The following is a 14389-nucleotide window of genomic DNA, read 5'->3' on the forward strand; positions in this document are numbered from 1 at the left end:
CCTAAAAATCATTGGTTTTTTCTGCGGAATGGTTAGGGGATAAATAGCATATTTCCCTCATAAGCGATATTTATTGAACCATTTTGCATGTAAATCTGATTTAAACAACTTGTACCGGCCAGCTTGTTTAAACTTAATTTAGAAGGGATTTCAGCAGCGGGAAAAAGTGTAAATTACTTATAAAACAGATCAGATGAGAAACAGCAATTACGCCAAATCAGCTTTCCTAACTTTATTTTTTTTGCAGGCGTTTGCCCTTAGCGCAATGGTTAAGCTCCCGTCTGTTGTGGGCAATAATATGGTTTTGCAGCAACAATCGTAGGCCAAATTATGGGGATGGGCAAAAGGCGGCGCACAGATCAGCATCAACACTTCCTGGGACAATAAAATATATAAAGTTAAAGCAGATGCTGCAGGAAAATGGATGGTAAAAGTAGCAACGCCTGTTGCAGGCGGCCCTTATAAAATAACGTTCAACGACGGCGATTTGGTTACTTTACACAATGTTTTGATAGGCGAAGTTTGGGTTTGTTCGGGGCAATCCAACATGGAAATGCCTTTAAGGGGCAATTCTTCGCCCATCCTCAACGCAAATGATATTATTGTTGATGCCGATAACCCGCAATTACGTTTGTTTACCGTAGGCCGGGCGGCAGCTTTATCACCTCAAACAGATTGCAAAGGGCATTGGAGCGAATCCACTTCCGAATCAGCGCGGGATTTCAGTGCCATTGCTTTTCAGTTTGGGGAGATGCTCCAGAAAAAACTCCATGTACCGATTGGGTTGATCGTTTCAAGCGTAGGCGGAACGATGATCGAATCCTGGATGGGCAAAAACAGTTTGGCCGGTTTCCCGGAAGTAAAAATCCCGGTCAGTATCGATACCGTTAAACAGCCTTACAAACTGCCCACAACATTATTTAACGGGATGATTGTGCCATTGCTAAACCTTGATATCAAGGGGTTTATCTGGTATCAGGGCGAAAGCAACCGCCACGAGCCCAAATTGTAAGGAAAACTTTTCCCGGTTATGGTGGCCGATTGGCGGAAACAATGGCAGCAGGGCGAACTGCCTTTTTACTTTGTGCAGATTGCGCCTTATGGTTCATCAGACAAAAGCAGGAGCGGCCCGCTTTTAAGAGAGGCACAATTGAAGGCGATGGGCATTATCCCAAATTCGGGCATGGCATCAACCATGGATGTTGGAATGGAAAAAAACATCCATTACATGAACAAAACCATACCGGCGCACCGGCTTGGGTATTGGGCTTTGGGCAAAACTTATGGCATTAAAGGCATTGGCTACAACGCACCGCTGTATAAATCCATGACTGTTGACGGTAACAAAGTTACACTCAACTTCTATTTTGCAAATTATTTGACCTCTTTTGAAAAACCCCTTACACTTTTTGAAGTAGCCGGTAAAGACAAAATATTTTACCCCGCAAAAGCAGTATTAAAAGGCGGCCAGGTAATATTAGAAAGCGACCAGGTTAAGGCACCGGTGGCTGTGCGTTATGCTTTTAAAGAATTTGTTATTGCCGAGTTGTACAATAACGACGGCTTGCCGGCATCATCTTTCAGAACTGATGATTGGGACGATGTACGGTAAAATCAACCTGAACAAAAATAATTATTTGCTGGTCAAGCCCTGTCGTTTGTTTAAATACACCTGTTCTGATCGATTTATTTTTTGGCTGCGGGCAACGTTTCGGTTACTTTACTGCAATTGGCCATGCCCATATAAGGGTCTTTGCCTTTGTCAGATTCGCTTAAAAAATAACGCCTGGTCATGCCGCAATACTGTCGGTAAAGTACAATGTTGTTCACTTTCAGCTTCTTAATTAGTGTGTATAAATTGTTGGAAAGACTGGCAAAATGTTCACGTTGGTGCGGGATATTATTGACCTCGCTGATGTGCCTGCTGTCAAACTCAAGCTTTAGCAATATGGCTAATTCATTGGTGGTCAGGCCGGTTTTCGGCACAGTCCTTATTGAGGACAAAAGCGTTTTCGCCTTTGCTTCTGCTGCCGCTCCGTTTCCGGTCACCAGTGCATCTTTTAAGGCCAGATAATCGGTAATCATGGTATTCACTGGCGCGTTCAACGCTTTGTCCTGCGCTTTGGCATTTGCGGTCAACAATACAACGGCCAGGATGGCAAATAAAGTGTTTTTTAAGGTTTTCATGTTCGGATCTGTTTAAATTTTGTCTGATATATTTTCTGTGCTTCTTTTATCGGTATAAAATTCAAATACAAAATTTATAGGCTAAAAGAAGCACTGTGAGTTTTTAATATTAAAGCTCGTTTAAAATTTGTTGAATAAGTTTTAGATACTTCTTTTACAACCTAAAATCTGGCGGTTTTAATAAATTTTTTATTGGCAATAATTACAAAAGCAAAATTTATGGGCATAAAAGAAGCATCATATCACTGTTCAACAGGATTTTAAACAGGCTCTTAATGTATCAAAATTGGTTTTATTAAATGAATTAATGAGGTGCCTGAAATCTCGGATCGTTGACAAACTCCCTGTCTGTCAGTGTTTTTAAAAAGGCGATCAATTGATTTTGTGCAGTGGCCGACAAAGCTATCCCCAAACGGCCGTTCTTCTGCAGTTCCGGATCGAGGTTCGCATGGTGCTTAACACCTGAATTATAATGTTCAAGCACTTGTTTGAGGTTATCAAAACGGCCGTCGTGCATGTAAGGGCTGGTCAGCTCGATGTTGCGCAAAGAAGGGACCCGGAACTTTCCGCGGTCCGCTTCAAGGTGTGTTATGCTGTCCCGGCCCATGTCGTCAGGTTTCAGGTCGAGGCCGTTACTGCGGTAAGAAAAATCCGTGAACAGCGGCTCTTTATGACAGGTACTGCAATTTTTTTGAAATATGGCATAGCCCGCCGCTTCTTCTGTTGTAAATGCTGCGTCCCCTTCGTGCCTGATAACTTTATCGTATTTAGAATTGGCCGATATCAGCATACTTGTGAACTGTGCCAATGCCCGGAAAGTACGCTGCGAGTTGATCTCGGTTGTGCCAAATGCCGCTTTAAATAAGGCAGGATAAGCAGTTGAAGCTTGTAGCCTGGAGGTAATGGTATTCAGGTCAGTTGCCATCTCGCAGTGGTTGGTCATGGCATTCATGGGCGAAAGTTCGATGTGATGTACGCCGCCGTCCCACATAAATTCTTTTTGCCAGGCCAGGTTGAACAGTGGCGGTGCATTGCGTGTCCCCAGGCATTCGTCCACGCCATGGCTAACGGCGTGGTCAAGGTTGGCAAAGGCGGCAAAAGACTGATGACAGTTGGCGCAGGAAATCGATTTGTCTTTTGAAATGACCGGGTCATAAAAAAGCACCCGTCCTAATTTGAAACCATTGTCCGTTACCGGATTATCTTTAAAGTCGTAAACCGGTTTAGGGAAATTGGCAGGTATGGCAAATCGAACGCTATCTGCCCCGATACTGTATTTAATCCCTTTAAACTTGTAAGTATATGCCGTACTGACCGTAATTAAAAACAGCAGCACTAAAAAGACAACGCCTTTTGTTTTCATATCAGTTTTTGATTTTTACTATTTTAAACAGGCCATTGGCATAATTGTCTGCCACTACAACTGAGTTTGGGCCGCCCATGGTAAAGTTGAGTTTGGCAAAGTCGATCGTAGTTTTACCGCGAAACAAAGCGGCTGCGTTAGCAACTATTTCCATTTCCGGCAGTTTGCCATCGCTGATCTTTAATACTTTAGGAAACTTTTGTGCAAAGGTGCGAATGGTATTGTCCGGGTTTTTTGCACCACCGATATGAAACGTCAGCCGGTTTTTTTTAGCAGTTGATCTGGGCGATTCGCCTTCCAGTTTCAAAAAAATATAACCGCTGTTCCAACTCCAGAACATTCCTTTTGCAGGATCAAGCGCGCCGGTTTGTGCCCCTGCAAAGTTCCTCACGCTGTCCACGCCGATGGTAAAACTGATACCGGTGTATTTACCTTCCGGTATGCCCGAAATTTGCTGGTCAAGCGTGGCCGAATCTGCCGCATTCACCAAAAAGTACGAATCCGGGATTGCTGTTTTACCGCCATCTTTTTTAATCAGGTTTATGTTGCTGATGTAGTATTTAAAAGTGGTCAATCTAAATGCATCACCATTTTTGTTTTTATACAACTCAATTGAATCAGTCAGCTTCAGGTCCTTATTATCCACCATATTTTTAAAATGTATTGCTACACTGCCTTTTTTTGTGGCTTTAGGATTGTTCGGTTTTGGCACGGCACGAGCAGTAAGCGCGAGGGCTGAAAATATCAGCAGGCCCATTAGTTTTTTCATGTTGTTTTGAGTGTTAAGTTTTCAATAAGCTGTTTAAAACGATCAGAACTATTTGTCATGCTTCTTTTATCACCTAAAATTTGATGGTTTGATGTTCGGTTTTTTTGATTGGCGATAACCGGAAAAACCCAATTTTACTGGCATAAAAGAAGCATCTGATTGTCTCCGGTGAAAGTTTGAACAGTTTTTTATTTAAAATTTTGCTATTAAAGTCGTTCCGTAAGTCCTGGGTGCCCCTAAAAGGAAGGTTCCGAAAGAGCCATAAGCAACGTATTTTTTATCAGATACGTTTCGCGCCCAGAAATCAAGTTCAAAATGCTTACTGGTTATACCGGCCTTACCATTAAATAAACTATAGGCGGGCTGACTTAAACCGTTTACAAAATCAAAGTAATATCTGTCAAGGTAACGGTATTCGCCCCTCACAAATGCGGATAACTTCTGCCTGCTGCCCGCAAAATCGTAGTTATATTGAACCGCAAGCATCGAACTGACTGGCGGAGTATTGATTGGCTGATCGCCTTTGTAGTTTACAACTGCTTTTGCATCAGCACTATACAGCAGGAGTGAAGTGTACCGTGCATACGAATAACTCGCGTTCCAGTCAATTTGCAGACCTTTTACGGGCAGGGCGGTAATTTCCAGTTCTGCACCTTTATTGTGCATTTCGCCTACATTAAGGATAAGTTGGTTTACGCCGTCGTGGGAAGTGCTGATCTGCTGGTTGTGCTGTTCGAGGTAAAAAGCGGTCAGGTTTAATTTGAGTTTATTGTTGAAAAGCATATTTTTCCATCCGATCTCGTAATTGTCAGAATGTTCGGGCTGGTAAGGGACTTGTGCAGGGGTTGGTGCATTTGTATTTAAGCCACCTGCCCGGAACCCGCGCGCATAACTGCCGTAAAGCAGCATATTGTCCTGAACCTTATAACTTAATACAAACTTCGGTGTAACTGCGTGAAAGCCGGCCTGATAATCTGCGTTGGGCGTTTGTAAAACCGGCGGATCAGGTTCCTTCTGATAATCAGTATATTGGCCAAGCTTTCGCTTTTCGTGATCATAACGCATCCCTGCGGTAAAGTCCAGCTTTTTTGTAAGCGGGTAAGTGGCCTGCCCGAAAAAAGCATAGCCCTTATTGGTTCCCCGGCTGATATCGGTTGTGGTAAACGGGGCACCGGACGTGGGGTCAATTTGTAAATAATCCGACCCGAACAAAGTTGGCGAATTGATATGGTTATCCTGTATAAAACCATAGGCACCTGCTACCCATTTCAGCTTATTATGGCTTGCGGATGGCGAGGCAAACCGCATTTCCTCGGCATAAACGTGCTGGCGGGTATCCGGGCCAACGCTAAAAATATTCAGCGGGCTAAAATCGTAATCGATACCGCCATCAGGGTAATACAATCGATAATCAATGTAAGAAGATACCGAAGTGAAATTAAAATCCCTGCCGTAATAATTGGCGGCCAGCGAGGTGTTGAAGTTGTTCCGATGTTCTACATTGGCATTGTTGGTATTGACCTGATAAGGTTTGGAAAACACTTCCTCAAAAGAAGTTACCCAAGGGAAGCTGCCGCGGTCATTGTCGTTTTCTGTTTTCACGTTCAGGGCCAGCGACCAGTTGGCCGATGGCAGGTAGCGCAGGTTAAAGTTGCCCGAATAATCTTTCCTTCGGTCAAAACCGCTTTTGGTAAACTCATTATAATAGATTGAACCGCGGTGGTTGTAAGTAAAAGAACCACTGGCGAACAGCTTATTTTTAATGATCGGTTCTGAAAGGCTGACCGTGTAACGCTGCTGCCCGTAATTTCCAAAAGTCATTTCCGCATAACCGGAAGGTGTGTTGCCGGGCTGACGTGTGGTAATACTGATTACACCCCCAAACGCATTTCGCCCGTATAGCGTTCCCTGCGGGCCGCGCAAAATCTCAATGCTTTCTATATCGTTAAACAATGGTGGTGCAGAAAAATAATCAAACTGGTAAACACCATCTACATAAGTGGCAACGGCCTGCTCGTTGGAAAAGCCCATCACGCCCCTGATATTCACGAAATTAGAACTGGTGCTGTTGCCATGTTCAACAGTAAATAAATTTGGGGCAATGGCCGTGAGGTTGGTGATGTCCCAAAGACGGTAATCCCTGATCTGTTTCGCATCGAGCACTGTTACAGCGGCCGGGACTTTTTGCACGTCCTGCTGGTTTTTTTCTGCAGTTACCAGCACTTCGTTCAGTTGCCGTCCGGTGGCCTGAAGTTGAACCGTTAAATTTATCACCGTTTTATTGCTGATGCTGACCGTTTTAAACTGCGTTGCAAAACCAACCGCGCTGATGGCCAATTGATAATTGCCTTCGGTCAGCGTTAAGATAAACTGGCCTTCCCGATCAGAAGCAGTTGCCATTGTACTGTTCAAAACAGTAATTGTAGCTGAAGGTACAGGCGCACCGGTTTTGGTTTTAATAGTTCCTTTGATGGCCTGGCCAAAGGCAGATGCCGTAAATAAAAGGCATACGATGAATATTATGGTTTTTAGTTTCATTATAAGTAGGGCCGGGTTAAATTTTTGTGTTGACAGGTTTCTGATGCTTCTTTTATGCCTGTAAATTTTGTTTTGTAGTTTTTGCCGATTAAGAACTTTTTAGAAAAATCCACCGGATTTCAGGTGGTAAAAGAAGCATGGAAAATTTTTTGAAATTTTTTTAAACAGGTGCTCATCAAAACATTAAATATCACTGGGCAAGCAAACCCATTTTTTTACGTTTATCGCGGTCAAATTTCATTCCGCCTATGGCTTCCGGCCATTTCTCGTGTTCGTGCATAGTGTATTGTATAGCGCCTTCAACCAATTTTTCCACCTGCTGGCCGCTAAAACGGGCAACAAGGTGCAGCGATGCGTCTATACCTGAGGTTACGCCAGATGCCGTAATCAGTTTGCCTTCATCCACAAAGCGAACGTCTTTGACTACAGTTGATTCAGGAAATTGAGCCTGCAGGTCATCAGCCTGAAAAAAATGGGTTGTTACCTTATGTCCGTCAAACACACCGGCCTGCCCAACGAAGTATGCGGCAGTACAAACCGACATCAGCACTTCAACTTTGTTTTGATATTGTTGTATAAAATTGATCACCTGCTGATCGCGGCGCATCGAATCCGCTAAACCAACCGTTCCTCCCGGGAAAACAAGTATATCCGGTTTGGGCATATTGGCTGTGGTATAATCCGGTATAAGTTTTAAGGTGCCGCCCTGCGTTGTAATCATCGCCGGTTTAAACGCAACGGTGTAAACCTTGTATTGTCCCTTTGTGATGCGGCCCGCTTTGGTAAACACATCAACAGGCCCGTCCAGGTCTCCTAAACCAACGCCCGGGTAAATAAATACAGCCACGTTTAATTGTTTTGTGTAAGCAGGTACGGCCATTTGTGCTTTCAAAGCAGAATTTACAATTAACAGCAGGACAATTATTTTAAAGTTTTTCATGTTTTTTGTTTTTAGAATCTGATTGCCATGTTCATCATAAACCTGCGCAGCATCCCGGGCGTAATAAACCCGAACCCGCCATAGTAATTTTGTTTATTCGCCAAATTATCCAGGTTGAACCCAACCCGGTATTTGGGTTTATTATAGAATAATGCGGCGTTCAGCAAAGTATAAGCGTTTGTATAAAACTGCCCGTTAACAGTGTTGTTGATGATCAGGACCCGATCGTAATAATTACCGCCTAATCCGCCTCCCAAGCCATTTAATTGCCCTGCCGGGACGGTATAACTTGCATACCAGTTAGCCGTTTTAGCAGGACCTGAATTTACCGGACGCTGGTTGTTCACAGTTGCATCAGCAGAGGTTAGCAGACTGTTGTTATAAGCAAAACCTGCACTCAGCAATAAGCCGGTTACGGGCCTTGAAAACAGATCTGCCTCAACACCTTTACTGTATTGTGCTCCTTCCTGAACCGTATAAGTCGGGCGGCCGATATCAGGGCGCAAAGTATTTTCTACCTTAATATCATAATAGCTAACGGTTGCATTTAACCAATCCTGAGCCAGGTCAGCCTTAATACCGCCTTCTAGTTGGTTACCGTATTGCGGTTTGAAGGTAGAAACTGTGCCGTCTGGTTGAGTAACCGGGGCAACGTTTTGAAAACCGCTGGTATAGTTACCAAATAAAGAAATCTTGTCCTTAATGATCTCATAAACTAAACCTAATTTAGGAGCTAACGCAGTCTGGTCATACTTGCCTGTGGTTAAATCAGTGGTCAGATTGGTTGTGCCTGTATTGTTAAAACGATCAACCCTTAAGCTTAACATAGCCGATAACCGGTTAGTAAGGTTCAGTACATCTGATGCGTAAACGCTATAAGTGTTTTGCTTCGAAGAGGTATAGGCAGGTATTAAGCCGTTCAGTTTAGAATTAATAACATTCGGGCTGATTAATTCATAGTTTGGCATGGCATGTTTCACGCTCAATGTGTCAAATGCTTTTCTGCCTGCGCGGCCGTTCAGGGCATTTGACGATGAGGAATTAATAAATTGGTAAAAATCCAATCCCAGCACCAAACGGTTTCTCAGTCGGCCAATCTTAAAATCGCCTGTAAAGTTTTGCTCGATTTGGCTAATGGTAAACTGCGAGGCAGTGTAATTGGATATACTCCTGACTAATAAACTGTCGCCTTTCAGTAAATTAAAAGTTAAGTAGTTGCCAGTGTTTTGAGTCCACGTCCGCACAAGGTTGGTTTGCGATACCCAACGATCAGATAGCTTATAAATAACTTGTCCGTAAAAACTTTGGTTAGGGTCTTTCAGCGTAACGCTGTTGTTGGAGTAAGAGCGCTTGTAGTCTGTAAACAATTCTGACGGGTTATTGGCTCCCGGTTTAGTTCCCCCCGGTTGTTTAAAGCCAATCGGCGCAATTTGCTGTAAGGAAGTCCCTTCACGTGCAAAAAATTCTGCCTCTAAAGATAAAGTAAGGCGGTCGTCAACTTTATAAAGCACGCTTGGGGCAACAAACGTACTGCGGATAAACCCTGCATCCTGAAAGCTGCCTTCATAATGTTGAGCTGCGGTAATGCGGAATAAAACCGTTTTTTCTTTATTTAACGGGGTATTGAGGTCTGCCGTAAAGCGGCCGAGCCCATAACTGCCGGCCTGGTAACCAATTTCTACACGAGTGCTGTCAAAAGGTTTTTTGGTAATTCGGTTCAGTAAGCCTCCAAATGAAACCAACGAGCTGGTAAACAGCGTTCCGGAAGGCCCTTTTACTGCCTGCATCTGTTCAACGTTAACCGGGTCGAGGTCTGATGTTGAATAACTGTCCACGCCATTGCGCACATAATTACGTGTGTTAAATCCCCGGCTGCTGTAATAGGGCGAAACAGATGACCATTGCTTTACAACGCCAGGCAGGTTACGGACAACAGAGGGAAAATCGGTAGCAGCCTGCTCCGTAATTACCTGATTAGAAACCGTGTTGATGGTTTGAGGGTTTTCAATATTTGCTAAGGGCAACCGTGCTGCCATGCTGCTTGCCATGTCCCGCTGGCGGTTCTTACGACCACCAACAACAACTTCGGATAACAGCTGCGTAGCTTTATCAAGTTCAAGGGTGAGAAAACTGTTCCGGCCGCTTACCACAACCAAATTGTGTTTGGTTGCAAAATAGCCAACGCCGGAAGCAACTAAAGTGTAAGTTCCGGGTTTCAGGTTTTTTAAGGTAAAATCACCATTTTCTGTAGTACGTGTGCCCAATGTTGTCCCCTCCAGTTTTACACTGATGTTGCTTAATGGTTCGCCCTGGTTTGAAGTGATGTTACCTCTGATATTTTGCCCGGAAACAGGCACAGAGAATAAAAATAAAATTATAACAGATAAAAGTTTCATTAACGCGCTGTAAAAGCCGGTTAATTCCTGTATAAGCATATCACTCAGGAAATACCATGGCCGGATAAACCTTCCCGGTACAATAAATCATAAATAAATTGCTGGCCGGTTTTAAAAAAATACTTGAAAATTAAGCGGCTTGCTTAGGCGGTCTGAAAATGGTTTCGATATAGCGGCTGCTATACTGATAGTTGTAAGCAGAATATGGTTTTTTGCGAAAGTTTAAGGCAATCGGTTGAGGAAAATCAAGGCTGAAAAGCTCGCTGCAAAAAGAAATTTCCTGCCGGTTCAGGTTATCTTTGGCCGTTTGTTTCTTTTCGTTTTCTTCGGCCTGCTTTACCTTTTTCATCAAGTAACACTTGCCGTTACAGTGCAGCCAGGGGCGTGCTTTATTGATGCAAAGGTTTTCGGCAATGTACTTTTTATTCAGTTCAAACCCGGCGTATACAAAAAAGCGTGAAAAGTTGGAACTGATCAGCACTGCAAGAAGGGATATGGCAATTATCCGTTTGAACATTTGCGACAAAAGTAGAAATTATAAAACCAGAAGCTAACTTTATTTTGTGTTTTATTGTATTTAAACCATTGCCTGCTTTAAATTTTTGTCTGCAGGTTTGCAATGCTTCTTTTATGCCATAAATTTTGCTTTTTGTAATTGCTGCAGATAGAAAAAACCCCAAATAAAAACCGCTAAATTTTAGGTGATAAAAGAAGCATGGAAATTAATGCGGGCGTTAAACACATCATCCGCAAAAAATAAAACCGTTGTGGCCGGTTAGCCTATAATTTTATCTTGTAAAAAAAGCATTATTTGTTTTGTTGGATGTTTACGGCCTGTTTTTTATAAATCCAAACTTGCGTTTTCCAAACTAACGGGCATATCAACCGCCATGTTTTTATTGTCCAGTTTAAGTGTCCCTTTTACTTTTACGGTCTTGAAAGTGAAATCCACCGGCCGGTCCAGATTGATCAAAACCATGATCGGGTTGCCGTTTTTTCCGCAGAAGGCACACTGGTTGATGGGCAGGTTAGACAGCAGAAACCTGTTTTGTTTGCGGCCGCCTTTTAACGGTATCATGTAGCCTTCCAGCTCAAAAGCCCGGTTGTCAAAGCGCATCACCGTTTCATCATAAACCGGGTAAATTTCGGTCGGGCTAACCTGTCTGAACTTCACCATACTGATGATCCCCCAGTTAAAAGAATCCATCTGATCAGAGGCTTTGTGCTGTGCTTTTACCAAAAACGGCAGCAGCAAAAAAACAACCGATAAAAGAAGCATTGTTTTTTTCATTTTGCAAATGTTTAAAAACCCGACAACGTTTTGGAAATATCGGTTTGGTAAGCTTCGGTAGCGGGCACCACAGCGGCGATGATGCCAATGCCAATGCCTGCTGCCACAAGATAAATTTCATCCGGTAAAAACAGCATTCCGGTTAGTTTTGCCTGGGAGGAATCCTGATAAAAACCAATTATCTGCATAATCAAATGCCCGAAGAACAAGCCCGCCAGCGTTCCGGCCACTGTTAAAATTACGGCTTTTAAAATAATCAGCGTAAACAAAGAAAACGGCGATGCGCCCATGGTGCGCATCATGGCCAGGTCGTAGCGGCGTTCTTTTAGTGAATTGTACAGGCTGATGAAAACGCTGATTGCCGAAATTCCCATGATAAAATATGCAAACCAATGCAACGTATCAAGGCCAACGCCAATCAAACTGAAAAGCCTGGCGCTTTCCATGGCCGGAGAAGCTGCCTGCATATTGGTGGACTGATTGACCATCCGCGGAAATAAAATCACCGACATGGGCGAGCGGTACTGGATCAATAAAGCGGTAATTTCGCGTTCGCCACTTTCAAAAGGCTGCGGTTTGCCCTGTCCGGATGCGGAAGGTCCGGGTTCCTGCTCGTGCATCCGCCAAATGCTGGCCACGCCGGTGAGCACAAGGTTGTCTGTTACATTTTGCTGAGGTTTCAAAACCCCGACAACGATATAAGCGTGGCTTTTATGAATATCACTGCTCCCGGTAAGGCCATGCGCCCCAAAAAACCGGCTTCCAACCTGTAAATGTGCGGCAGCGGCCACATTCTGGCCAACCGTTACTTCAAAATCGTTGTGCCAAAACCGTCCTTTTTGCAGGCTGAGGTGATAAAGGTTTACAAAAGAAGTATCCGTTCCGGCAATTCGGTAACCGTTGTAATTATCCCCTAAAGCCAGCGGTACGGCGCGTTTTACCATCGGGTTGTGCGCCAGTTGTTCGGCATCTTTTAGCGGGATGTTGCCTGTCGGGAAATCGATATAAAAAATACTGCTCAAAATCAGCTGCAGCGGACTGCCTTTTGCGCCGACCACCAGGTCAATATCTTTTGCGTTTTGCTCCAGCTTATTGCTGATCTGCGTACTGCCAAGCAGCAAAACCGTTAAAATCGTGATGCCAAAAGCGATCAGCAGCAGGTTAAGAAACGCGGTGAGCGGTTTTGCGCCAAGCTCTTTTAAGGCAATGCCGAAGACAGTCATCCGTTTAGCGTATATTGTAGTGTAAATTTTTCTTTCACCCGATGATCGTGTGTGGCAATAATCAGCGTGGCATGGTTCAGTTCAGATTGTTGGATCAGCAAATCCAGAACTGCTTTTGTGTTCACATCGTCCAGGCTGGAAGTTGGTTCATCAGCCACCAGCAAGGCCGGTTTGTTGATTACAGCGCGGGCAATAGCTATGCGCTGCATTTGGCCCTGACTTAGCTGCTGCGGCTTAATGCTTCTTTTATCGGCCATATTTAAGGAAACGAGCACTTCTTCTATCCGTTTTTTATCCTGTGGCAGCCCGGCAAAATGCTGTGCAATCAGCAGGTTTTCTGTTACCGTAAGGCTGCTGATCAAATGTGGCTGCTGAAAAACAATCCCGATGTTGCGGCCACGAAAAGCATCCAGCTTTGCGGCCGGTAACCCATAAACCAGCTGATCGCCGATAATTATATCACCCGCTGTAGGCTTTAACAAACCGGTAATAATGTGCATCAATGTAGTTTTGCCACTGCCCGAATTGCCCAGCAAAAGCCATTGCTCGCCCTGGTTGACTGCCCAGTTTTGAAACTGCAGCGGTGGCTGCCCGTTATATTGATGCCAAACAGATTGAACCCGGAGCATGTATGTTTTTTTAAGAAGAAATTTTGATCAGTTGCTTTTGAAGCTATTGTTTATAAACACTGTGCCTGCGCTATACGGGCCTGTACGGCACAAAACCAATATCGCGCAAACCAGAAATCCTTCGCAGCAGGTGTTTAAGCATTTTAATAAGATTATCATCAACAAAACTGAAATAAAGCAACGATATTGCGTTTTATGTGATGGATTTTGATATTTATTTTAATCATTAAAAACCTTTGTTTAAAGCCAGTGGCCGGTTTAAATTTGATTTAAAACTTTTTAAATGCTTCTTTTATCGCCTAAAATCCGGTGGTTTATTATCAGCGGCTATTATCAGATCAAAATTTGTGCGATAAAAGAAACATGTAAATTTATCCGAAAAAATTTGAACTGGCCCGATGAAATCCCGGATTACCGGTTTTGATAATTAAATTTGTAAAAACATATCATGGTTAAAAAAAGAAACCTGTTTATAATTTTGATCTTGTTTCAGTGTACATCCTCTTTTGCGCAACAAACCACAGATGAACATAACCGGTTGATCACGCCCCTTTGGCAAATGATTGCTTTTAGCAACTACCGGCATATTTACAATTCCAACAAAAAATTAGTGCCGGTTTTTAAACCGGAACTAAAGGTTTTTGATCATAAAACGGTTGTGTTGCCGGGTTACATCATTGCCGTTAAAGCAGGTATGATGCACGAGATGTTCATGCTGTCGGTACTGCCTGTTGCGCAGTGTGCCTTTTGTGGTGCCGGGAGCATTCCGGCAATGGTAGAAGTGCATATGCACCGTCCGGTTGAATTTACGGACAGGCCTGTAGAACTTCGCGGTATTTTAACATTGAACAACTCCGGAGACCTTCGTTCGGAATTTTATTTAATGGATGCCGAAATGCTGCGTGTGATGAACTAATGGCGCGTTTAAGTTTCTGTCGGTCAATTTATAATGCTTCTTTTATGCCATAAATTTTGCTTTATTTAATTGCTGCGGATAGAAAAAACCCCAAATAAAAACCGCTAAATTTTAGGTGGTAAAAGAAGCATATAAAA

13 protein-coding genes are annotated in these 14389 nt (G+C 43.5%); 3 read left to right on the plus strand and 10 right to left on the minus strand.

What is annotated here, in order from left to right; all coding sequences use genetic code 11:
- The first annotated feature begins 424 nt into the window (after nucleotides 1-424).
- Both ACOFKR_RS04545 and ACOFKR_RS04550 read left to right on the plus strand, forming a co-directional pair.
- The gene (locus ACOFKR_RS04545; protein ID WP_419802833.1) at nucleotides 425-1012 is read left to right on the plus strand and encodes a sialate O-acetylesterase; all 588 of its coding nucleotides are present in this window, start codon (nucleotides 425-427) and stop codon (nucleotides 1010-1012) included.
- Between the two features lie 18 nt (nucleotides 1013-1030).
- Nucleotides 1031-1612 carry a hypothetical protein gene (locus ACOFKR_RS04550; RefSeq protein ID WP_419802834.1) on the plus strand — a complete coding sequence of 194 codons (582 nt, stop codon included), beginning with the start codon at nucleotides 1031-1033 and terminating at the stop codon, nucleotides 1610-1612.
- A 74-nt stretch (nucleotides 1613-1686) separates the two neighbouring features.
- Here the strand turns inward: ACOFKR_RS04550 and ACOFKR_RS04555 are convergent, their stop codons facing one another.
- From ACOFKR_RS04555 to ACOFKR_RS04600, 10 genes are all read right to left on the minus strand, one after another.
- Complete coding sequence (locus ACOFKR_RS04555) at nucleotides 1687-2187, minus strand: DUF3347 domain-containing protein (RefSeq protein WP_419802835.1); 501 nt, start codon at nucleotides 2185-2187, stop codon at nucleotides 1687-1689.
- A gap of 304 nt (nucleotides 2188-2491) precedes the next feature.
- Complete coding sequence (locus ACOFKR_RS04560; protein WP_419802836.1) at nucleotides 2492-3550, minus strand: cytochrome-c peroxidase; 1059 nt, start codon at nucleotides 3548-3550, stop codon at nucleotides 2492-2494.
- Between the two features lies 1 nt (nucleotide 3551).
- Nucleotides 3552-4319: an MbnP family protein gene (locus ACOFKR_RS04565; protein WP_419802837.1), complete on the minus strand. Its 768-nt coding sequence runs from the start codon at nucleotides 4317-4319 to the stop codon at nucleotides 3552-3554.
- 192 nt (nucleotides 4320-4511) lie between these two features.
- A complete protein-coding gene (locus tag ACOFKR_RS04570; RefSeq protein WP_419802838.1) occupies nucleotides 4512-6857 on the minus strand; it encodes a TonB-dependent receptor in 2346 nt (781 codons plus the stop codon).
- 190 nt (nucleotides 6858-7047) lie between these two features.
- On the minus strand, nucleotides 7048-7797 hold the full coding sequence (locus tag ACOFKR_RS04575) for a DJ-1/PfpI family protein (protein ID WP_419802839.1): 750 nt from the start codon (nucleotides 7795-7797) through the stop codon (nucleotides 7048-7050).
- 11 nt (nucleotides 7798-7808) lie between these two features.
- Nucleotides 7809-10193: a TonB-dependent receptor domain-containing protein gene (locus ACOFKR_RS04580; RefSeq protein WP_419802840.1), complete on the minus strand. Its 2385-nt coding sequence runs from the start codon at nucleotides 10191-10193 to the stop codon at nucleotides 7809-7811.
- 130 nt (nucleotides 10194-10323) lie between these two features.
- Nucleotides 10324-10710, minus strand: coding sequence for a hypothetical protein (locus tag ACOFKR_RS04585; protein ID WP_419802841.1), 387 nt, complete (start codon nucleotides 10708-10710; stop codon nucleotides 10324-10326).
- A gap of 324 nt (nucleotides 10711-11034) precedes the next feature.
- Complete coding sequence (locus ACOFKR_RS04590) at nucleotides 11035-11484, minus strand: hypothetical protein (RefSeq protein WP_419802842.1); 450 nt, start codon at nucleotides 11482-11484, stop codon at nucleotides 11035-11037.
- Between the two features lie 11 nt (nucleotides 11485-11495).
- Complete coding sequence (locus ACOFKR_RS04595; RefSeq protein ID WP_419802843.1) at nucleotides 11496-12707, minus strand: ABC transporter permease; 1212 nt, start codon at nucleotides 12705-12707, stop codon at nucleotides 11496-11498.
- Nucleotides 12704-13336 (minus strand): ABC transporter ATP-binding protein, encoded by a 633-nt coding sequence (locus ACOFKR_RS04600; protein ID WP_419802844.1) that lies wholly within the window; start codon nucleotides 13334-13336, stop codon nucleotides 12704-12706. The genes ACOFKR_RS04595 and ACOFKR_RS04600 overlap by 4 nt, the downstream gene beginning before the upstream one ends.
- Nucleotides 13337-13784: 448 nt before the next feature.
- Between ACOFKR_RS04600 and ACOFKR_RS04605 the strand changes: the two genes are divergently transcribed.
- Nucleotides 13785-14252 (plus strand): hypothetical protein, encoded by a 468-nt coding sequence (locus ACOFKR_RS04605; protein WP_419802845.1) that lies wholly within the window; start codon nucleotides 13785-13787, stop codon nucleotides 14250-14252.
- Nucleotides 14253-14389 lie beyond the last annotated feature (137 nt).

It is taken from the genome of Mucilaginibacter sp. (genome assembly GCF_965201005.1).
In the GTDB taxonomy this organism is placed as follows: domain Bacteria; phylum Bacteroidota; class Bacteroidia; order Sphingobacteriales; family Sphingobacteriaceae; genus Mucilaginibacter_A.

What these genes read in the sequence shown, in the direction of transcription:
- ACOFKR_RS04595 (WP_419802843.1), bottom strand. Translation starts at nt 12,707, where the DNA reads ATGACTGTCTTCGGCATTGCCTTAAAAGAGCTTGGCGCAAAACCGCTC.
- ACOFKR_RS04600 (WP_419802844.1), bottom strand. Translation starts at nt 13,336, where the DNA reads ATGCTCCGGGTTCAATCTGTTTGGCATCAATATAACGGGCAGCCACCG.
- ACOFKR_RS04565 (WP_419802837.1), bottom strand. Translation starts at nt 4,319, where the DNA reads ATGAAAAAACTAATGGGCCTGCTGATATTTTCAGCCCTCGCGCTTACT.
- ACOFKR_RS04585 (WP_419802841.1), bottom strand. Translation starts at nt 10,710, where the DNA reads ATGTTCAAACGGATAATTGCCATATCCCTTCTTGCAGTGCTGATCAGT.
- ACOFKR_RS04555 (WP_419802835.1), bottom strand. Translation starts at nt 2,187, where the DNA reads ATGAAAACCTTAAAAAACACTTTATTTGCCATCCTGGCCGTTGTATTG.
- ACOFKR_RS04575 (WP_419802839.1), bottom strand. Translation starts at nt 7,797, where the DNA reads ATGAAAAACTTTAAAATAATTGTCCTGCTGTTAATTGTAAATTCTGCT.
- ACOFKR_RS04560 (WP_419802836.1), bottom strand. Translation starts at nt 3,550, where the DNA reads ATGAAAACAAAAGGCGTTGTCTTTTTAGTGCTGCTGTTTTTAATTACG.
- ACOFKR_RS04605 (WP_419802845.1), top strand. Translation starts at nt 13,785, where the DNA reads ATGGTTAAAAAAAGAAACCTGTTTATAATTTTGATCTTGTTTCAGTGT.
- ACOFKR_RS04570 (WP_419802838.1), bottom strand. Translation starts at nt 6,857, where the DNA reads ATGAAACTAAAAACCATAATATTCATCGTATGCCTTTTATTTACGGCA.
- ACOFKR_RS04580 (WP_419802840.1), bottom strand. Translation starts at nt 10,193, where the DNA reads ATGAAACTTTTATCTGTTATAATTTTATTTTTATTCTCTGTGCCTGTT.
- ACOFKR_RS04545 (WP_419802833.1), top strand. Translation starts at nt 425, where the DNA reads ATGGTAAAAGTAGCAACGCCTGTTGCAGGCGGCCCTTATAAAATAACG.
- ACOFKR_RS04550 (WP_419802834.1), top strand. Translation starts at nt 1,031, where the DNA reads ATGGTGGCCGATTGGCGGAAACAATGGCAGCAGGGCGAACTGCCTTTT.
- ACOFKR_RS04590 (WP_419802842.1), bottom strand. Translation starts at nt 11,484, where the DNA reads ATGAAAAAAACAATGCTTCTTTTATCGGTTGTTTTTTTGCTGCTGCCG.